Source organism: Streptomyces sp. NBC_00377 (assembly GCF_036075115.1).
Lineage (GTDB): Bacteria > Actinomycetota > Actinomycetes > Streptomycetales > Streptomycetaceae > Streptomyces.
Genome location: NZ_CP107958.1, coordinates 9,045,746 through 9,066,086 on the forward strand (window position 1 = coordinate 9,045,746; position 20,341 = coordinate 9,066,086).

Here is a 20,341-nt window from a genome sequence, read left to right on the forward strand (position 1 = left end):
CCAGGATATTCCAGCCGTCCGATGCCTGTTCGCTACCGTGCCCGTCTCGTTCCCGTGCCACATGGCCGGCCGGCGGCCTGGCCGAGGCCGACCGCGGCAGTGAAGGACACCGACTCGGCGGCATCGGGTGGGGACGGGCGGGACAGGTCTCTTCGCGCGACCATCCAAGTGACCGAGCGTCGGATCATTCTGTGATTGCCGTAACACGGTCCTGCCCGCAGGAATATGAGCGCCAGTAGGCGGCCGACTTCGCCGCGACTTCAACGGCGTACCTCTCAGTCGAGTGACTGATACCGGTCGGCGCTTGCAATGCGCACGATGGTGGGTATCCGGCCGCGGCCATCCAGAAGCGGCCTATCACGGTCCTGGCCTTACCTGATCGCAGGCGTTGCAGGACGTGATGATTGATTCCATTGGAGTGCAGAAATGGACAGCGTAAATCCTTCACGTTCCCTGAGTCGGCGCGGCTTTGTCGGAGCCACGGCGGGCATCGGCGCGGCCGGGCTGCTGGGCAGCCCGTTGGCTCAGTCGGCCAACGCCTCCGCCGCGGCCCTTCCCAAGTCAGAGAGCCGGACACGCGTCGAGACGATCCAGCTGGGCAAGGTCACCGTCACACGCGTCGTGGAGTTCAGCGGACCGGTCGGCCTGACGTCACGACAGTTCTTCCCGGACAGTCCGAAGGAACTGTGGGAGGAGAACAAGGACTGGCTGAGCCCGGACTTCTGGAAGCCGAGCACCGACATGGTCAACTCCGCCCTGCAGACCTGGGTCCTGCGCAGCGAGGGCAGGACGATCCTGATCGATACCGGCGCCGGCAACGACAAGTTCCGTCCGTACGCCAAGCAGTGGCAGTACATGGACACGGACTTCCTGCGCCGTCTGTCCCGCGCGGGAGTCAGGCCGCAGGACGTCGACGTCGTCGTCAACACGCACCTGCACAACGACCACGTCGGCTGGAACACCCGACGTGAGGACCGTGACTGGGTGCCCACCTTCCCCAACGCCACCTACCTGATCCCGAAGATCGAATTTGACTTCTGGAACCCTGAGGGCCCTGTGCGGCCGAAGTACTGGCAGGGGAACCAGAACGTCTGGGAGGACAGCGTGCTTCCGGTGCACGAGGCGGGATTGGCGAAGCTGTGGGAGGGCTCGTACACCCTCGACTCCAGCCTGAAGTTGAACCTCGCCGCCGGGCACACTCCCGGCTCGTCCGTGATCCGGCTGGAGTCGGGACGCGACAGAGCGGTATTCATCGGCGACCTGCTCCACACACCGCTGCAGCTCGAACACCCCGAGTTCAACAGTTGCTTCGAGGAAGACGAGAAGCAGGCACTCGCGACCCGGCGCCGCGAACTGGAGTGGGCCGCCGACCACAAGGCCCTCATCCTGCCCGCGCACCTTCCCGGCCATGGCGCTGCCGAGGTGGAGCGCAGCGGCAGCAACTTCAAGATCAAGGACTGGGCGGGTTTCAGCCGCAGCTGACCCGGTGGAAAGGGCGGCCCGGTCCCGCAAGCGCCCGCCCCATGCCACTGGGCGATGAGCGGTGAGGCCCGCGACCGCCGGGCTCGAGCCGGACGGGGCACCCGACACGGGCCCGGCGCGCCGCATCTTAGAGAGCAGTCACCTGACGCATACCTGCCGGCTCGCCGGCCCACCGAGACTGGTGACGAGACATCGGCCCGTCGAGGACCTCCGGTGCCCCTTCCTCATCGGCCCTCGGCTTGCCGCGGCGGTGAAGGACCTCGGGCGGACGGCATGGCGGCCGACGGCTTCACGCTGTCGGCCGGCGATCGCCTCGTCCGCTCACGAAAGGATGTACGGAGACCCCCATGGTGGCAAGGAAGCTGGCGTTGCTCTGGGACCGCTTCGCCGCCTTCGATCCCGGGCTGATGCGTCTGGCCTCCGCGCTGCGCGCCGTCCTCGGTGCCGCGGCGTCCCTGACTGTCCTGACGGCCCTGCGACAGTCGGACACGTCGTTGCTGGTCGGCGGGTTCACCGCGATGGTGACCTCGCTGGCCGTCAGCGACCTGCACCCACGCAACCAGCTCATCACGCTGGGACTCGGGGCTCCGCTCTTTCTCGCGGCCCTGGCCGCAGGAGCCGTGCTAACGCCGTACCCGGTCGCGGCGGGGATCGTGTTCCTGCTTCTGATCTACATCGCGGTCCACGTCCGCCGGTACGGCGCCAGAGGCCAGGGCGTGGGCATCTTCGGCTTCATGGGCTTCTTCCTGGCGCAGTTCACCGGGGCACGAGCGGTCCAGCTGCCGCCGATGGGTGCGGCTGTCCTCGTCGCGTTCGGTGCCGTCGTGGCGGTTTGCTATTGCCCGGGATTCATGACGGCGTCCCGTGTCCTCGCCCGGCTGCTGCGCACCTTCGACGTGCGGCTGCGCGACGTCCTGCGGGACACGGCCTCTCTGCTTGCCGCCGGGCAGGACACCGACGCACTGAGTCTGTCGTTGGAGCGCCGTCTGGACAGGCTGCACGCGGCCGTGCTCCTGATCGAGGACTTTCTCGGTGAGCGCGCGGTCGACGAGGCCACCAACGGCCAGATCCTGCGGCAAATCTCACGCGCGGAGGTGGCTGCGCAGCGGCTCACCGTACTCGCGGTCCGTGCGGCCCGTACACCAGTGGCCGCCGACGATCTCGCGGAGCCGGCCGCACGGCACGAGCTCGCGGCACAGATCCGAGTTCTCGGCCACCAGCTCACCCCGGGAACCGCTACCGCCCTCCGGCAGCGGCAGCAAGAACGGGAACGGGAAGAGGCCCCGGCGGTCCTGCCAGCCACATCCGCGCCGTTGCAGGACTGTCTCCAAGCAGTCGACGAACTCGCCGCAGCCGTGCGCCTTCTCGGTCCGCACGTCAGCTCCCCGACGGCGACCGGGGCGGCTCCACACGAGCCCGCCACACCGCGGACACGGGCTCTCAGAGTCAGACGGTACCGCGAAGCGGACTCCGAAGACCGCAAGCACGGACCGACCCGGCAGGCCCTCCAGGTGACCGCCGCCTCCGCGCTGTCCATCCTCGGCGGTCACCTGTTGTCCCCAGACCACTGGTACTGGGCCGTCATGGCCACCTGGGTCGTGTTCATCAACACCGAGAGCACCGGCGAAGTCCTGCTGCAAAGCGTGCGCCGGCTGGCGGGCACAGTCCTCGGCGCGGTGTTCGGCTACGGCCTCGCCACCCTGGTCGGACCGTACGGCCCGCTGCTCCTGGCCCTGCTGCTGGTGTGCATGTTCGGGATCTTCTACACCCCGTCCGACGCCTACTGGGCGGTGACGTTCTTCATCACCGGCGGGCTGAGCATGCTGCTCGCGCTCCTGGACACCTTCTCGACGGACGTGCTCGTCCTGCGCGTGCAGGAGACCGCGCTGGGAGTCTCCTGCGGCGTCCTAGCCACCGTAGTGGTGCTGCCCCTCACGGTCCGCCGGGCCAGCGACGAGGAACTGGTCCACTTCCTGCTGGTCCTCAGACGCCTCCTGTACGCGACGACGCAGAGCCTGAGCACCGACCCCACGACGAGCCTGATACGCGCGGCCCATGAACTCGACCAGGCACTGGAGTCCTTCCGTAAAGCCTGTCTGCCGCTCACCCACCCGCTCAATCCCCAGCGCGGCCGTCGTGATCGCGCCCGCCACCTGCTGGAACTGATGGAAGCCGGGGCCTACCACGCACGGAGTCTGGCCGCCGTGGCCGGGCGCCTCCCGCAGGACGACGACGAGTACGCCACCCGCGTCGCTGCGGCCGCCGACCGCACGCAGGAGAGGATGACGCACCTGATTCGCCTCGCGAGTCGTCGGCCGGGCACCGCCTCCCCGTCGGCACGCCCCAAGGTCACCAGAGCACTGTCCCTGCTCTCCGACGAACCGCGTATGCGTCGCGGCCGACTGTCGCCGCAGCAGCGCCTGCTGCTCCACATCGACCGTCTCGACATGAGCCTGATCGCGCTCACGCAGGCCTCGGACCCGGCCGCGCCGGCTGCCGAACACACCGCGTCCTCCTCGGCAGGCGGTGAGGTCCCCTCGCTGCCCAGCCCGGCCGCGGACGTTGCCGCGCCGATCTCATGGACCGCTGCGCACACTCGCCCGTCGGTCAGGATCTGCCCGGCCGATCATGCAGTGGGCGCCGCGGACACCGCGAACAGCCCGGGACGAGCAGCCGCCTGCTGAGCGCGTCGATGCCGGCCGGTGGTGATCAGAGGCCGTTCCCATGTTTCCTCAGGACCGGCCGCAGCGGCTGACGCAGTCCCGCGACCACCGGTTCGGCCCTGCCCTGCTGCCCGTACACCGCGGTACATGGGCCCTTGCAGGGCCCCCGCACGGGGGCCTGAACACCCCGTTCGTCCGAGAGCACAGGGCAAGGACCAGGATCCGGCCTCCCGTCGCAGGGGCGCCCGCCCACCCGGCCCGGAAGGGCACAGAGGGGCGCCGGGCATCGCCACGAGTCCATGTACGGCCCGTCCAGCTTTCGCGTTGCCTCCGGACCAGCAGCGAGGCCCTCTGCGTCCAGGTGCAGTCACGTGACTCATACCGCCGCACACCCCGCGCGCCGCACCATGGCTGAGCAGGGTCGTCCACGGAACGGGCCCATACCAGGCGCCCCTGTTTCCACCGGCGAACACCCCACCGTCCGATGTCCGCACCCGGCTTCGGGCGGTGGAACCGCCGAAGCCGAAGCCGAAGACGCCGCGGCCGCGGTCACCGCGCCACCGGTGCACTGCCCCGCAGGGGCGCGGCACCCCCGTACCCGTCATGAGCAGCCGCTCATCCGTGTCTCGCCCGCGCCTGCGGCCCGAGCACGCGGAACCGATCGAACTGGAGAGAATCGTGGACACCATCACCCTGGGCGATGTCACGTTGACCCGTGTCTGGGAGTACTTCGGTCCTGTGGACATGACGCCCGAGGCGTTCTTCCCGGAGAGCCCGGCGGAGGCGTGGGAGGCCCACCGGTCCTGGCTGGTTCCGGACTTCCTGGACGCCGAGACCCGGATCGTCAACTCGGCCATCCAGACCTGGGTACTGCGCAGCGAGGGCAAGACCATCCTGGTCGACACCGGCGTCGGCAACCACAAGGACCGCCCGTACGCGCCCGTGTGGAGCCGGCTGAACACCGACTTCCTGGGCAACCTCGCCCGCGCCGGTGTCCGCCCCGAGGACGTCGACATCGTGATCAACACCCATCTGCACATCGACCACGTCGGCTGGAACACCTACCTCGACGGCCGGACCTGGGTGCCGACGTTCCCCAACGCCACCTACCTCATGCCCAAGGCGGACTTCGACTTCTGGAACCCCGCCAACGAGCACAAGCCCCTGCTCGGCCGCGGCAACCAGAACGTCTTCGAGGACAGCGTCGCCCCCGTGCACGAGGCCGGCCTGACCCAGCTCTGGGACGACAGCCACCGCATCGACGGCAGCCTGCGCCTCGACCTCGCCCCCGGCCACACCCCGGGCTCCTCGGTGCTGACGCTGGAGTCCGGATCGGACCGGGCCCTCTTCGTCGGCGACATGCTGCACAGCCCGGTCCAGATCCACGAGCCCGACGCCAACAGCTGCTTCTGCGAGGACCCCGCCGAAGCCCGCGCCACCCGCCGCAAGCTCCTGGGCTGGGCGGTCGACAACAACGCCCTCGTCATCCCCGCGCACCTCGGCGGCAACGGCGCCGCCGAAGTCGTCCGCGAGGGAGACAAGTTCGCCATCAAGGGCTGGGCACCCTTCGCCCCGTACACCGAGCAGGCCTGAGCCCCTACGGAAAGGCACCACCGTGAACCACCACCCCGACCCCGTCGCAACCACCGCTCAGGGAGCCATCCGCGGTCTGCGCCAAGGCGACACCCTCACCTTCCTGAACATCCCCTACGCCGCCCCGCCACGCGGCGCCGGCCGCTTCGCACCGCCCCAGCCCCACGAGCCGTGGGACGGCGTGCGGGACGCCACCGTGCCGGGTCCCAACGCGCCGCAGTCCGAACGCAAGCTCGGCAACGTGGACATGACCCCCTACTTCGGCACCGGCTGGAACCGCGGCGAGGACTACCTCACCGTCAACGTCTTCACGCCCGCCGCCGGCGGTGACGAACTGCCGGTCATGGTGTTCGTCCACGGCGGCGGATTCGTCGCCGGATCGACCCGGTCCACGATGTACGACGGCTCCGCCTTCGCCCGCGACGGCGTCGTCCTGGTCACCCTCAACTACCGGCTCGGCATCGCCGGGTTCCTCGACATCCCCGGCGCACCCGCCAACCGCGGCCTGCTCGACGTCGTCGCCGCACTGCGCTGGGTGCGCGAGAACATCGCCGCCTTCGGCGGTGACCCGCACAACGTCACGCTCTTCGGCCAGTCGGCCGGGGCGACCATCGTCGGCGGCGTCCTCGCCACCCCCCAGGCCGCCGGCCTCTTGCGCCGCGCGATCGTCCAGAGCGGCAGCGGCCTGGGCGCGTTCACCACCGAGCAGGCCGCCCGCGTCACCAAGGCGGCAGCCGAGGCGCTGGACATCGAGCCCCACGTCGACGCCTTCGCGGGCATCTCCGACGAGCGCCTGGTCGAGGCCGCCTCCCAGCTCGCGGGCATCGACTTGCAGACCGAGACCCACGGCGACCCTCTGATCGGACTCAGCCCCTTCAGCCTCGTCCTCGACACCCAGCCTGCCGAATCCGTCGCCGCTGGCCTGAGCGCCGACGTCGACCTGCTCGTCGGCACCAACACCGAAGAGGGCAACCTCTACCTGGTCCCCGTCGGCAAGTACGCCACCTCGACCGCAGCCGACGTCGACGAGGCGGCCGCGCGCTCCCACCCGAACCCGGCGCAGCTCGTCGAGACGTACCGCAAGTCGCGCCCCGAGGCGTCCCACGCGGAACTGCGCTCGGCCATCATGGCCGACGCGCTCTTCGGCGCGGGCAGCCGCGCCCTGGCCGGCGCCCACGCCACCCACCCGAAGTCCGCCACCTACACCTACGAGTTCGCCTGGCGCTCGAAGGCCCTGGACGGAGAGCTCGGCGCCACCCACGCGGTCGAACTGCCCTTCGTCTTCGACCTCGCGGAACGGCCCGAACTGAACGGCTCCAACGCCCTGCTCGGCCCCGACAAGCCCCCCGCGGACCTCGCCACTCGCATACACGAGGCCTGGATCCGGTTCGCCAGGACCGGCGACCCAGGCTGGGACCCGTACGACACCGAGCGCCGCGCCACCATGCGCATCGACGCGGAGTGGACCCAGGTAGACGACCCCCGCAGCCAGGAACGACAGGTCTGGAGCTGACGCTCCGACCGACCCTTCTCAAGGACACACCATGACCAGAACCATCATCACCACCGAGAACGCACCCTCGCTGCCGGCCCCACTGTCCCAGGGCATCCGCAAGGGCCCCGTCCTGCACGTCTCCGGGCAGCTCCCATTCGACCCGAAGACCGGCGAAGTCGTCGGCACCACGGTCGGCGAGCAGACCGCGCAGGTACTGCGCAACGTCACCGCCGTCCTCAAGGCGGCCGGCGCGGGCCTGGAAGACGTCGTGATGCTCCGCGTGTACCTCACCGACCCCGCCCACATGGCCGAGATGAACGAGGCGTACGCGGCAGCCGTCGGCGAGCCCTTCCCCGCCCGCACCACCGTCTACATGCAGCTTCCGCCGGGACTGCTCGTCGAGATCGACGCCCTGGCCGTACTGGACGACTGATCACGATGGCCGGTCGTCTGACAAGGGCGTGCACCAACCTGAGGGTTCCTCCGACGCACCTGCTCGACGCCCTGTGCGCACTGGTCGGACGACCGGCACCTCCCCGCGGGCCCCATCCCGTACGCCGCATCCACGAACGGGTGCTCCAAGCAGCCGGGTCGGTGGCGCCGGGCGTGCTGGAGCCGGGCGACGTGTGCGCGGCCACATACGTGCGCGCGGGCCTCCTGAACGCCGAAATCCCGGCCCCGTCGGACACGGCCGTCCTCTGCATCCGGCGCACGGTCGACGACCTCGGACCGGCCGACCTGTGGGAACTGGCCCGCGCCACCGCCATGACCCGAGACGATCTCTCGTGGGGCGCCGCCGCGGTCCTGGCCGAAGAAGGTCCCGGCGCCGCAGACCCGCTGGACGAACACGCCGCGCACACCCTCGCGCAGGAGGTCGCCACGCGATCCCCGTGCCACTGGGGCCGAGGCCACACCGAGGCGGTACGCGCCGCGCTGTACCGGATTATGGCCGACCTCGCGGACGCCCTCCTGGAGGTATCGGAATCGACCCCGACACCCCTGGACTGGACCATCCACGACAACGGCGGGCGGTATGCCACCACCGCAGCGGGCGACAGGGTGATGTACGAGGTGCAGGTCCAGACGGCGCGGAACGCTCTCCCGGCTGCGGCACCCGTCTGGCACCACCCGTCACTGCCCGCCGCATGCGCCGCCTGGCAGTGGCGGATCACCAGCGGACCGGCCGACCGTGCCTCTCACAGCTGCGCACCCTTCCCCTCCGCACTCGCGGCACGGCACGCCGCCGAGTGCGCCATCACCGCACTCACCGCCGGGAGATGTGACCTGTGAGCAGCCTCATCTGACCTGGGCACTCATCACTCTGTTGACCCGCAGGTCACTCGACGGGGCCCGCACCAACTGGTCGAAGAATCCCTGAGAGGTCGTTTTCTCCCGTTGTTTTATCCCGTGATGCGGATTTGGTTCTGTGATGTCGGGTCACGCCACGAGATGGTGGTCTCGCCGCGGCGGGGCAGGGAACCGGCAGCGGCTGCATGAGGAGATTGTGCAAGAAGTCCGGAACATTCCGTGCGCAGAACGTGGTCGCCGCCAATCGCCAGCGGACCGCCCTTCACCTTCACTGGCCTGACCGGGTCCTCGGATGGGTCTGTGACGTGCGCCGTTCGAGACCGGATCTCCGATGGCAACTCGCCGCTTCAGGCTTCGTCAGCGAGGGCTTCTTTCGCGTCAAAACCCGCGCCGACGTCTCGGCTCTGGATCGTTGCGGCTGCACGGTGCAGTTCAGTGAGCACCATCCGTACGGCTCGCCGTGCGGCACGTTCAGGGCGGTGGAGCACATCGATATGGCGTCGGGTGTGCACGCCGCTGAGCGGTCTGAGGATCAGTGCGGGGTGCGGACGTGTGGTCCAGCGGGGCATCAGGGCCAGGCCGCCTCCGGCGGCTACGGCTTCGGCGACCACCGCGAATTCGTTGATGCGATGGACGATGTTGAGCCGGCGGTTCGCGGCGGTCGCGATGGCGTCGATGGTGGCCATCAGCGGGAAGCCGTCGTTGACGGTGATCCAGGGTTGATCCGCGACGTCTCGCGGGGTGAGGCGTCGTTTGGCGGCCAAGGGGTGGTCGGCCGGCAGGGCGATGTCGAGCGGTTCACGCAGCAGCGTGCCGACGGTGACCGTGGTCGGCCACGGTGGCCCTTGGTCGAGACGGTGGGCGAGCACGAGGTCGTAGTCCCGGGTCAGCCGCGGGAAATGGTCTTGCGCGACGTCCTGGTCGGCGAGCGAGAGCCGCGGGCGTCCAGGGCCGGCCTGGGCAAGCAGCAGCAGTGGGAAGAATGAGGCGGCCGCGCTGTGGAAAGCCGTTACCGACACATCAGCGTCCGGCTGGTCGACGAACTCCTCAATGGTGTGCCGTGCCCTGGCCAGCGCGGTCTCCACCTCGATCGCCGCACCGGCCAGGGCTTGCCCGGCATCGGTGAGCACCAACCGCCGTCCGTCACGTTCGGTGAGTGGGACCGGGATCGAGCGTTGCAGCAGCCGTAGCTGTTGGGAGATTGCAGAGGGAGTCATCAACAGCGCCTCGGCGGTCGCGGTGACGCTTCCCAGCTCGCCGAGCTCCCGCAAGATCTGCAACTGCCGTTCATTCATCCTCTCAGTGTAGTGATGCTTCAGGATTGTTGAAGAACCTCGCTCTTGGCTTCAGGGTGGAAGCAGTGCATTCTCACGGTATGACCAGTGACGACAGCACTTACAACAGCCCGGGCGCAGGTCCCGGCCGGGCGGGAATCGTTCGGGCAGGCGTGGTGCAGGCCGCCCCGGTTCCGTTCGATCCGGTGGCCACGTTGCGTGTGGTGGAACGGTGGCTGTCCGAGGCAGCCGAGCGGAACCGGGATCTCGTGGTGTTCCCTGAGGCATTCATCGGCGGGTACCCCAAGGGATCGGCGTTCGGGGGAGTGGTGGGCGACCGAACCACTGCCGGACGAGAGGAGTTCGCCCGGTATTGGAACGGCGCCGTGGAGGTGCCCGGCCCTGTCACGGACCGCCTGGGCGAACTGGCGGCCGAGGCCGGCACACACCTGGTCATCGGCGTCGTCGAACGGGAATACGGCACGCTCTACTGCACGGTCCTGTTCTTCTCAGACACAGGAGCCTTCCTCGGGAAGCGGCGCAAGCTCATGCCTACCGGAGCCGAGCGGATGATCTGGGGGTTCGGCGACGGCTCGACCCTTGAGGTGCACCCTACGAAGCTCGGCCGGCTCGGGGCCGTGATCTGCTGGGAAAACATGATGCCCGCGACGCGGATGGCCATGTATGCGCAAGGCATTGAACTGTACTGTGCGCCGACGGCGGACAGCAGGGATAGCCACCACGCGACCATGCGCCATATCGCCCAGGAAGGCAGATGCTTCGTGCTGGCGGCGAACCAATGCCTGCGTGTAGGGGACTTCCCCCCGGACCACCCCACGCCGTACGGCGACGACCCGGAGCAACTCATCTCCCGGGGTGGCAGCAGCATCATCGGCCCGCTGGGCGAAGTGCTGGCCGGCCCCGTCCTGGATCAGGAGGTCCTGCTGACCGCGGACCTCGACATGGCACTGATCACCCGCGCTCGCTACGACTTCGACCCCGTCGGCCACTACGCGCGGCCCGACATCTTCCGCCTCCACGTGGACACCACAGTCCGCCGCGCCGTACAGACCAACGACAGTCTGAGCGCATCCCCCTCGGCCGACCTGCCCAACACGTTCACCCCGTCGCGTGCCACGCCTGACGACACGACCGACATGTCCATCCTCTCTCAGAGGTCTTCCGGCTCCCTTGGACACCGCCCATGAACGCACAGTCCGTCAACATCCCCTCCTCGAACGACATCGCGTCCGCAGCCAGACGGATCCGCAACATAGTGCGCCGCACACCCGTGATACAGGTGGCGGCCGGGGAACTGGACGTGCCCATCCCCGTCAATCTGAAGCTGGAATTCCTCCAGCACACCGGCTCCTTCAAAGTCCGCGGCGCATCCAACGCCGTCGCCCTCCTGCACGCCACGGAACGCGGCGCCCCGACCGCCGGCGTCTCCTGCGCGTCCGGAGGCAACCACGGGGCCGCCGTGGCCTGGGCGGCGCGCGAAGCGGACCTGCCCGCCACCGTGTTCGTGCCCCACTTCTCACCCAAGGCCAAGACCGACATCATCGAATCCCTCGGCGCACGCCTGCGCCGCGTCGAAGGCTTCTACGCCGACGCACTGGCAGCCAGCCAGGACCATGCCCGGCACGAGGGCGCCTTCCACATCGACGCCTACGACGCCCCGCAGACGGTCGCAGGGTAGGGCACGCTCGGCCTGGAGCTCGCCGAGCAGGTACCGGAGGGGCAGCCCGTGCTGGTCGGGTGCGGTGGAGGAGGCCTGTACGCAGGGGTCGCCCTGGCGCTGGATGGACGCAACCGCGTGACCGCAGCTGAACCGTCCTCAGCGCCCTCGCTCACAGCAGCGCTGGAGGCAGGGAAACCAGTGGACGTGGAAGTCGGCGGGATCGCCGTGGACAGCTTGGGTGCCCGCCGGGCGGGCCGCATAGCCACCGCTGTCGGCCTCTCGCTCGGCATGAAGACCCTCACCGTCGCGGACGAGGATATCGCCGCCGCCCGCGCACTCCTGTGGCAGCGGCTACGCATCGTGGCCGAACCCGGCGGAGCCACCGCTCTCGCCGCGCTGCTCGCCCACCCCGAACACTTCCCGGACGGGGCCACCGTCGTCGTCTCAGGAGCCAACACAGCACCCTCGTCGAGTTTGGGCTGATGAGGAGCCGATGCCGTACCGAGAGATTGGCTTGGCCTGGGTCTTGCCGGGATTGCTGCTGGATTGAACGGTAAGGGTGTGTCAGCCCCCGAAGGCGCGCCGGTGATCGTCGAGTTGCACCTTGGGACTGGTAGGCGCACCGGTTGAGGTGTCGCGTATCCGTCAGCGCAGACGCGTTCATGCCCTGATGGTGTGACGGACAGTGATGTTCGGGAGCCCTACCCCTCCGCTGTTTGACTTCGCCTTGTGCCTGCGAGCTTCGACTTACTCCATAGAGAGAGGTGCCAAGCGGGGCAGTCCGTGAGTCATTTCGCTGTGGTCGTCGAAATCGAAGTTCCAGGTGGGTTCCAGCTCCGGGTATCGGATGGTGAACGCGTCGTCAGGGGGTGTTTGCCGGTCGCCATGATGTGTGCGTTCCAGACAAGGCTAATTAGGTTCAACTATTGGGAAGCTCCGCTGGAGCCTCACGGCTGATGAGGCCGAGGTGGCCGCCTTGCGCGAGGTGGCGGCCGGGTGCCCGGACCAGAGCGTGACGTACGAGCCAGTCGCATAACCGGCCTGCTCGGGCCCGCCGCCTGCGGGCGGTAAGGCCGCGGGCAGCGGCCCCGGGCGCGGCATGGCCTTCGCCCCGGTGCGAATCGTTCCTGCGGTGAAGCCCCTGGGCCGTGCGGGTGAGCCCGGCGGCCTAGGCCCCCGGGGGGCGTGCAGGGCGGGTAGAACGCGGGGGGTTGTTCCGTCGTGATGAAGGGTGGTCATGGTGAGCCGAGGCTTGATCGTCGTGGACGTGCAGAACGACTTCTGTGAAGGAGGCAGTATTCCCGTACCGGGCGGCGCGCGGATCGCGACCAAGATCGCCGATCTGGTGGAGCAGAGCGCGGGACGTGACTACCAGTACATCGTCGCCACCCGTGACCATCACATCGACCCGGGAGGTCACTTCTCCCAGACCCCGGACTTCAAGGACAGCTTCCCCGTCCACTGCGTGGCCGGAGGCGAGGGCAGCGAATTCCATCCCCACTTCGTCCCCGCCGTCACCGGCGGAAAGGTCGACGCCGTCTTCTACAAAGGCGCCCACAGCGCCTCCAAGAGCGGCTTCGAAGGAGCCGACGAGGAAGGAACCCCCCTCGCGGACTGGCTGCGAGCCCGCGGGGTCAAGAAGGTCGACGTGGTGGGCATCGCCACGGACCACTGCGTGCGTGCGACCGCGCTGGACGCCGTGAAGGCCGGCTTCCGCGCACGGGTACGCCTGGACTATTCGGTCGGAGTTGCCCCGCACACGACGGCCGCCGCGGTGAACGACTTCCGCCAGGCAGGTATTGCGGTATCCGGCAAGGCGCCGGGACCGGAACAGTCCTGACACCGGGCGACATCGTCCAGGACCACCGGCCACCGGCAGGCCCGCTGCTCTGCCGCGGGCTGCGGCCGGGCCAGGAAGCCTGCCTGCGAGGCAAGGGGGCCTACCTGGTGCGGCCACACGGCCGGTGGCCGCAGACGATCACGCCGCCCTTTGCCCGTGACAGGGCCGTAGAGCGCACCACGACAGGGATCGCTCACGTCACGCCCGTCGAAGCACGCCGCTGCGGTGCGCCCCAGGCCGGTGAAGCGCTTGGGCGCTGCCCTTTCTGCTGCCGCCCTCCGCTGTGAGAGACGGGTAGAGATGGTGATCGCCTATACGGGGCAATTCAGGTGCCTGTCCCTGCCGGCAGGGCCTTGGTTCGGTCACCGTGGGGGGATGGACGACCGGCAGTCAGTCTGGGTGGGCTCCGGGTCCGGGGCGGTGCTGCGGTGGGCTCGGGCCATGGGACTGGTGGTGGATGAGGGGGAGGAGCGGCGGCTTGCCGCGATGAGGTTGGAGATGCTCGCTGAAGGGGCTCTGCCGCAGGCCCGCGCGCAGGATGTGGCGCTGACGGTCCGGTGGGCGGTGTTCATCTGCCTTGTGGACGACCTGATCGACCGGCGCGGCCTGGGGCTGGTGCCCGGCGAGGTGGAGGAGTTCACCGCGCCGATGCGTGCGGCCCTTGCCGCCGACGGTGAGCCGCTTCCTGTGGCGACGGCCCCGCACGCCGCGGTCCTGGGGGAGCTGTTCGCGCACACGGCTGAGGGGATGTCCGCCCGGTGGAGGGAGCGTTTCACCGCGGACTACACCGACTTCCTGGATGCCACCGAGGAGGAAGCGGCCCTGCGCCGCAACGGTGTCCGGCTGTCCCTCGAGCCGTATGTGCGGTTGCGCCGCCGCACGATCACCCTGCTTCCTCTTCTCGACGTGCTGGAACGCACCGGTAACGCCTCGCTGGTGGAGTGTCCGCAGACCAGTGCCCGACTGCGCGAGCTGCGATGGACGCTGGCCGACGTCGCGGGATGGACGAACGACCTGGCTTCTGCGGCCGACGACGCGGCCGCCGGCCAGGACAACCTGATGACCGTCCTCGCTCGGCAGGACGGCTGCTCCCTGGCCGTGGCCCGGGCACGGGCGGCCGCCATGATCGCCGAACGCCGCAGTGACTTCCGCTCCGCCGCCACCGCTCTGCGCACGGGCCAGGACGTGCCGCCCGAGCGGGCGGAGGACGTGTGCCGGTACGTGGACCTGACGCAGACGTTCATGGCCGCCACACTGCGCTGGCTGGCCGGCACGGCCCGCTTCACCCCCGATCCCGGGCCGCCCGCCCCCCACGTGTCGGGGCTGAAGCCCTGACACGGAAGGCAACCTTCCAACCGGACGCACCCAGTGGCAGGCCGGATGCGTCGATGCAGGAGAACGGACCCCCGATGAGAATCGCTGCCCCGGCCACGGCTATGCCCCCCTGGCCGCGTACCGCGCTGCCTGCCGGCCTGGCGCCGGCCACCGCACGGCTGCGCTCCCATCTGCTGGACCTGATCCGGCCGGACGGAATCCTGCACAGTCCGTGCCGCAGCCGCGTCCTGGAATCCGCACTGCTGCTTGCGCTCCTGGAGCGAACCCGCCTGGAACCTGCCGCGCGCAGCCGCCTGGCCGCCTACCTGGCCTTGCACTGCGACTCTCGTGAACCGCTGGACCGCCTCCTGGCCCGGGCCGCCCTGCACCACAGGCCAGACCCCGCCGGCCTGCTGGATGTGGAACGGTTCCTCACCCGGGCCCCCGACTTCACCGGCCCTCGCAAGCGGGCCCTGTTGCACGCGGTCCTGACGCTCCTGGACGCCGTCCCCACCGAGGACGAGATCACCGCCGCCCCCGAGGCGTTCAATCTGCACCGTCTGCATGCCTGGGCGCGCGTTCAGGTCACCGCGGTCAAAGCGGTCCTCGCCCACGCCCGCGGATACCGCCTGATCGACGAAGGCGACCTGGAACTGCTGCGCTCCACGCAGCGGCCCGGAACCGTCTGGGAGGCCAACCTGCTCATCCACCTCTCGGTACTGCACGCCCTGCTACCCGTCCCCGGCCAGTACCCGCTGGTCGTCGAGGGGGTGCGAACCGCAATGCAGCACCAGCGTCCCGATGGCGGGTTGCCGTTCATCTGCGACGAGGACACCTGGGTCTCCGCCACGGCCGGCGTCGCCCTGCACGCCGCCGGCGCCGGCGCACCAGTCATGGACCTCATCGCCCGGCGTCTGGCGGCTCTCCAACACCCCGCAGGCGGCTGGTCCTACACCGACGGCGTCCAACTCACGGACGTCGACTGCACATCGGTGGCGATCGAAGTCCTCCACCTCGCCGGCCCCGACGCCTACCGCGCACCGCTGCGCCGCGCACTGGGCGCGCTGCACGCTCTGCGTGGCGCGGACGGTGGCTTCCCGACCTACCTGACCGGCGCGCCGTCGGAAGCCTGCATGACCGCTGCGGCAGCCAACGCCCTCAGCACTCAGGGGACGGCCTACCACCATGCGTTCGAATCAGCCCTGAGCTACCTCGCCTCCCAACAGCGTCCCGACGGCTCCTTCCCACCGGACTGGAGCAGCAGCCGCCTGCACACCGTCTCCCGCGCCGTCCTCGCGGCCTCCCGCCACCCCCGCATCAGCTCCTGCCGCGCCGCCCAGCGCATCATCGACACGGCCGTGAACCTGCTGGCGGATTCACAAAATGCCGACGGCGGGTGGGGCCAGCAGGACGGCGACGCGAGCGACGCCCTGAGCACCGCCTACGCCCTGACGGCCCTCAGCACCCAGAACACTCCCGGCCCCGCCGCCCGGGGCGCCGCCTACCTGCTCACCCAGCAACGCCCCGACGGATCGATCCCCAGCATTGCGGACTCGATCGGACCCCGCCCGTTCGGTTTCACCGTCCCCGCGCTCGCCGATGTCTTCGCCCTGCTCGCCCTTGGCCACCTCACCGGCCGCCTGGAACCTGCACCACGCCGAATACCCGCGGTGACCAGCGGCGGCACGGGTGAACACCGCCGTGCGTTTTCAGCCCGCCACAAGCTGCCCCCAGCCCGCCCGCTGGGGGCAGCGCGGCCCCGGAACTGCTGGGGGACGGCTCGGTGGTGGGTTCCTGGAGCGTTCCCGGCGGCGGCGGTGCAGGGCTACTTCTGGGTGGCGCAGGGGTCGCAGCAGGAGGGGGCCGGTTCGACGCAGACGGTGACGGTGTCGGTGTTGTTGGTGGTGTCGGGGTCCTTTTCGTTGCCGGTGGCGGTGGCGGTGTTGCTGGTCAGGCCGGCCTTTGTGGCCTTGGCCCGCAGTACGAGGCTGGCGGTGGCGCCGTCGGCCAGGTCGCCCACGGTCCACTGCCCGGTGGCCGGGTCGTAGCTTCCGGCGCCTTCGGTGGACAGGAAGGTGAGGCCGTCGGGGAGCTGGTCGGTGACGGTGACGCCGGTGGCGTCGTTCGGGCCGGCATTGTGGACGGTGATGCGGTAGGTCACGGTCTGGCCGACGGTGACGGTGGTGGCGTCGGCTGCCTTCGTCACGGTCAGGTCGGCGGCCGGCTTGACCTGGGTGACCTGCTCGTTGGAGGTGGACGTCAGGGGCTCCGGCGTGTCGCCGAGCCGGTTGTCGTAGGAGGCGGTGGCGGTGTTGCTGATCTGCTTGCCGCCGCTGGCCCGGTCGATGACGGCCCGGTACTCCACCGTGGTCCCTGCCGGCAGGGATTCGGTGCTGGGCAGGCTGCCCCCGTCCGCGGCGGTGGCGCCGTTGCCGAGATGGAAGACGACCTTGTTCGCCGCGGCGTCGTAGTACGCCTGGTCGTCCCCTTGCGCGTCGCTCTTCGCTCCGGCGTTCGGGCCGTCGACGATGCGCAGGGAGCCGGGCAGGTACGTCGTGCCCTGCGGGACGACGTCGCTCAGGATGAGGTTCTCGGCCCCGCCGCCGCCTTCGTTCTTGGCGGTGATGCGGTAGGTGACGACGTCGCCCACCTCGAGCGGCCCCGCGGGAATGGCGGTCTTGGCGAGTTCCACGTAGGGAGCGGTGCCGAAGAAGATGCCGTCCAGGAAGTTGCCGACGCCGCGGTTGCCGCCGGCGGCTGAGATGGAACGGAAGGCGAAGCGTGTCAGGGTCTGGCCTGCCGGGACGGTGTAGGTGCCGGTGTAGTAGCCCCAGGCGGTGTTGCCGTCAGTGAAGCGCCTCTGCTCCGCTGTGGAGCCCGGTGCGCCGATGTCCAGCGCCATGGTGTCGTCCCCCTGGCGGCCGCGGTGGTACAGCCGCCAGTACAGCTTCGTGCCGGGCGTGGTCGGCAGGTCTTGGTAGAGCGTGGAGACCTCGTTCGCGTTGAGCTCGGCGAACTGGACGCCGTCGGCTGCCGCCACTCCCTGAAAGCCCGAATGCCACAGCTCGATCTTGTGGTCGGAGGCGGTGGTGAGCCAGCCGGGGACCCGCTTGGCCGCCTGCGTCTGTGAGGCGTCCGGCAGGATCTCCACACTGGTCACGGCAGGCTGTTCGAAGCTGCCGTTGGTCAGGGCGACGCGGAGCGGAGCAGCGGGAGGTGTGGTCATCGTTCTTCCCCTCGAGACGCTTCTGGAACGCGCTCCTGGCCGGCCGCGCACTGCGCGCCCGGGGCGGAGCCGAAACGACTAGTAGCTCAACGCATTCACGTGAACACGCAAAGTGATGAGCGGGTGGGATCGGCCAACCTCCAGCGGCAGGTTTGTGAAGCCAGCGCCCCCGCGGACCCCGCCACGCCGTCACTCATGCCGCGGCCGGCCCACCACTCTCACCACACACGCCTCCCAGCTCTCTCCCGCACACTCCCGCGATGACCTAAAGTCCCTGTTGCTCCCCATAACTCCCTATCGCTCAGGGTGAATCAGCCACCAGTGAGGTTGACGCTCCCCCCAGCAGCGGCCAGCTTCCCCAGCGAGTACGAGGCGCTGGGGGGTCATCAACGGGGTGCGGCAGCCCGGGTGTGGACAGCGGCGTAGGCGCAGGCAGCGGCAGAAGGTCGACGAAAGCGAAGGTCTCCGTTCGGAGGACGCCGGCCCTCCAGGTGCCCACGATCAAGAGGAAAGCGAAGCCCGCCAGCACGACCATCGGGTTGCGGGTCCGGCGGGCTGAGCTGGCTGGCCGGTATGGGGAGGGCGCATTCGGCGCATGTGTCGTACACGGGAGCGGAGCGGGTCAGGGTGCGCGCCGACACCGGGCCGAGGTGGCGGCCGTAGCAGTTGGGCCCTGCTCGTGACGCGGCCAGTCTTGAAGTCCAGCTGCGGTTCGCGGATCCCGATGGAGCATGCGTAGTCCTGCGCTTGTCGGCGGCCTGCTGTGAAGCCGCCTGGCCAGGAATCCGATTGCTCCTTCGCGGCCGGATGCGCATCCTGCTGGGATGCGCTTCTCCATCAACATCCCCAACTTCGGTGACTTCGCGGACCCTCGTAACGTGGCGACCGTGGCGGCTGCGGCCGAACAGGCCGGCTGGGACGGGCTCTTCGTCTGGGACCACGTACTGCATCGACAACACCAGGGGCGCCCCTTCGGAGACCCCTGGATGCTCTTGACCGCGGCTGCGCTGGCGACCTCCCGGATCCGGCTGGGCACCCTGCTGACGCCGGTCCCCCGTTACCGTCCGCAGCAACTCGCTCGCCATGTGGCCACCCTGGACTACTTCAGCGGCGGCCGGGTGATCTTTGCAGCAGGTCTGGGCGGTCCGATCGAGGACGAATACCACAGCTTCGGCGACGCCGCCGAGCCACGCCTCCTCGCCGAGCGGCTGGAGGAGGGACTGGAGCTGTTGAGGCGCTTCTGGTCCGGCGAGCCGGTGAACCACCACGGCCGGCACTACGAGGCCCGAGACGTGACACTGCTGCCCGCCACCGTGCAGCGGCCCGGTCCACCGGTGTGGATCGGCGGGTTCTGGCCGCGTCGCCCGCCCATGCGGCGGGCAGCGCGGTGGGACGGCGTGGTGCCGCTCTTCGAGACGGCCCGGCATGGTCATGTGCCGGATGTGGCCGAGGTGCGGGATCTGGTCGGCTATGTGCGCAAACACCGTGCAACTGGGGCGGAGGATCCCTTCGAGTTCGTGCTCGGCGGTGCCACGCCCCCGGACGCGGCCAAGGCCAAGGACGTGATCGGTCCGCTGCACGACGCCGGCGCCACTTGGTGGGACGAGCGACAGGTCCAGACCGGCCCAGACCTGGACCGCCTGCCTCCAGTACTCCAGCGCATTGAGGCAGGGCCGCCGGTGGTTTGATCAGCCGTTCGCGGGTGTGCCGGGCTTGTCGCTGGGTCCCTTGGGGCGCTTGTTGGTCCGGTAGCTGGGGCCGTTCATGATGACCTGTTGGCTGGCGTTGATCAGCCGGTCCAGCAGCGACTCGGCGACGACGGGGTTGGGGAAGAGGGGATACCAGTCGCTGGGCGCCCTGTTGCTGGTGATGATCAGGGACCGGCCCTGCCGTTCGGAGACGAGTTCGTAGAGGTCGTCGGCCTGGGACGCGGACAGCTGGCGCATGGCGAAGTCGTCGAGGATGAGCAGGTCAGGGCGGATGAGTTCGCGGATGCGCTTATCCCAGGTGCGGTCGGCGTGGCCGCCGGCGAGCTCGGCGAGAATGCACGACCTCGTGGAACAACGACCGCGACACCGCGACCCTGCGCTCCGACCGCGGCCGTCTCGTCGACGAGGAGTCCTGGGGCCCCGCCACCACGGCCGCTCCGGCGACGAGGAGTCCTGGGGTCACCACCGCCACGGCGACTTCCGTCGCTGACCCACCCGCCCTCCCGCAGGGCACAGCCACAGGGTGATCACTCGGTGGCGTGACAGTCGGCGGCGCGCGACCCGGTGGTGCGGTCGCGCGCCGCTTCACGTTCGGCGGCCTCCTGCATGCCGGGGGAGGCCCGGGTTTCGTAGGCGGGAGGTGCTCGGGGCTCACGCCATCTCCCGACCTTGCCGACTGGTGTGCCCTTGAGAGCGACGGTATGCGCCGCCGTGATCTGCTTCCACCGTTGATCGGCCCAGAGCGGTTGGCATCGT

12 protein-coding genes and 4 pseudogenes are annotated in these 20,341 nt (G+C 69.5%); 13 read left to right on the plus strand and 3 right to left on the minus strand.

Annotated features, from left to right (window positions below; all coding sequences use genetic code 11):
• Window positions 1-426 precede the first annotated feature (426 nt).
• The 6 genes from OHS71_RS40245 (at window position 427) to OHS71_RS40270 (ending at window position 8,523) form a co-directional block, all read left to right on the plus strand.
• A complete protein-coding gene (locus OHS71_RS40245) occupies window positions 427-1,482 on the plus strand; it encodes an MBL fold metallo-hydrolase (RefSeq protein WP_328484241.1) in 1,056 nt (351 codons plus the stop codon).
• A gap of 347 nt (window positions 1,483-1,829) precedes the next feature.
• Window positions 1,830-4,166 (plus strand): FUSC family protein, encoded by a 2,337-nt coding sequence (locus OHS71_RS40250; protein WP_328484242.1) that lies wholly within the window; start codon window positions 1,830-1,832, stop codon window positions 4,164-4,166.
• Between the two features lie 657 nt (window positions 4,167-4,823).
• A complete protein-coding gene (locus OHS71_RS40255; RefSeq protein ID WP_328484243.1) occupies window positions 4,824-5,738 on the plus strand; it encodes an MBL fold metallo-hydrolase in 915 nt (304 codons plus the stop codon).
• 22 nt (window positions 5,739-5,760) lie between these two features.
• Window positions 5,761-7,251 carry a carboxylesterase/lipase family protein gene (locus OHS71_RS40260; protein WP_328484244.1) on the plus strand — a complete coding sequence of 497 codons (1,491 nt, stop codon included), beginning with the start codon at window positions 5,761-5,763 and terminating at the stop codon, window positions 7,249-7,251.
• A 31-nt stretch (window positions 7,252-7,282) separates the two neighbouring features.
• On the plus strand, window positions 7,283-7,666 hold the full coding sequence (locus OHS71_RS40265; protein ID WP_328484245.1) for a RidA family protein: 384 nt from the start codon (window positions 7,283-7,285) through the stop codon (window positions 7,664-7,666).
• A 140-nt stretch (window positions 7,667-7,806) separates the two neighbouring features.
• Window positions 7,807-8,523: a hypothetical protein gene (locus tag OHS71_RS40270; RefSeq protein ID WP_328484246.1), complete on the plus strand. Its 717-nt coding sequence runs from the start codon at window positions 7,807-7,809 to the stop codon at window positions 8,521-8,523.
• Window positions 8,524-8,888: 365 nt separating this feature from the next.
• Here OHS71_RS40270 and OHS71_RS40275 read toward each other — a convergent pair whose 3' ends face one another.
• Window positions 8,889-9,836, minus strand: a complete 948-nt coding sequence (locus tag OHS71_RS40275; RefSeq protein ID WP_328484247.1) for a LysR family transcriptional regulator — start codon at window positions 9,834-9,836, stop codon at window positions 8,889-8,891.
• Between the two features lie 80 nt (window positions 9,837-9,916).
• Between OHS71_RS40275 and OHS71_RS40280 the strand changes: the two genes are divergently transcribed.
• From OHS71_RS40280 to OHS71_RS40305, 6 genes and pseudogenes are all read left to right on the plus strand, one after another.
• Window positions 9,917-11,023, plus strand: coding sequence for a carbon-nitrogen hydrolase family protein (locus tag OHS71_RS40280; RefSeq protein ID WP_328484248.1), 1,107 nt, complete (start codon window positions 9,917-9,919; stop codon window positions 11,021-11,023).
• A pseudogene (locus OHS71_RS40285) lies at window positions 11,020-11,979 on the plus strand (serine/threonine dehydratase). The gene OHS71_RS40280 and the pseudogene OHS71_RS40285 overlap by 4 nt, the downstream one beginning before the upstream one ends.
• Before the next feature lie 448 nt (window positions 11,980-12,427).
• Window positions 12,428-12,532 (plus strand): annotated as a pseudogene (locus OHS71_RS40290) (HNH endonuclease); the annotation flags it as partial.
• Between the two features lie 204 nt (window positions 12,533-12,736).
• On the plus strand, window positions 12,737-13,336 hold the full coding sequence (locus OHS71_RS40295) for an isochorismatase family protein (RefSeq protein ID WP_328484806.1): 600 nt from the start codon (window positions 12,737-12,739) through the stop codon (window positions 13,334-13,336).
• Window positions 13,337-13,834: 498 nt separating this feature from the next.
• The gene (locus tag OHS71_RS40300) at window positions 13,835-14,671 is read left to right on the plus strand and encodes a terpene synthase family protein (RefSeq protein WP_328484249.1); all 837 of its coding nucleotides are present in this window, start codon (window positions 13,835-13,837) and stop codon (window positions 14,669-14,671) included.
• 872 nt (window positions 14,672-15,543) lie between these two features.
• Window positions 15,544-16,266: pseudogene (locus OHS71_RS40305) on the plus strand (prenyltransferase/squalene oxidase repeat-containing protein); the annotation flags it as partial.
• Window positions 16,267-16,475: 209 nt separating this feature from the next.
• Here the strand turns inward: OHS71_RS40305 and OHS71_RS40310 are convergent.
• Window positions 16,476-17,876: an isopeptide-forming domain-containing fimbrial protein gene (locus OHS71_RS40310; protein WP_328484250.1), complete on the minus strand. Its 1,401-nt coding sequence runs from the start codon at window positions 17,874-17,876 to the stop codon at window positions 16,476-16,478.
• A gap of 824 nt (window positions 17,877-18,700) precedes the next feature.
• Here OHS71_RS40310 and OHS71_RS40315 point away from each other — a divergent pair.
• A complete protein-coding gene (locus tag OHS71_RS40315) occupies window positions 18,701-19,564 on the plus strand; it encodes an LLM class flavin-dependent oxidoreductase (RefSeq protein ID WP_328484251.1) in 864 nt (287 codons plus the stop codon).
• Here the strand turns inward: OHS71_RS40315 and OHS71_RS40320 are convergent.
• A pseudogene (locus OHS71_RS40320) lies at window positions 19,565-19,927 on the minus strand (ATP-binding protein); the annotation flags it as partial.
• Between the last annotated feature and the right edge of the window lie 414 nt (window positions 19,928-20,341).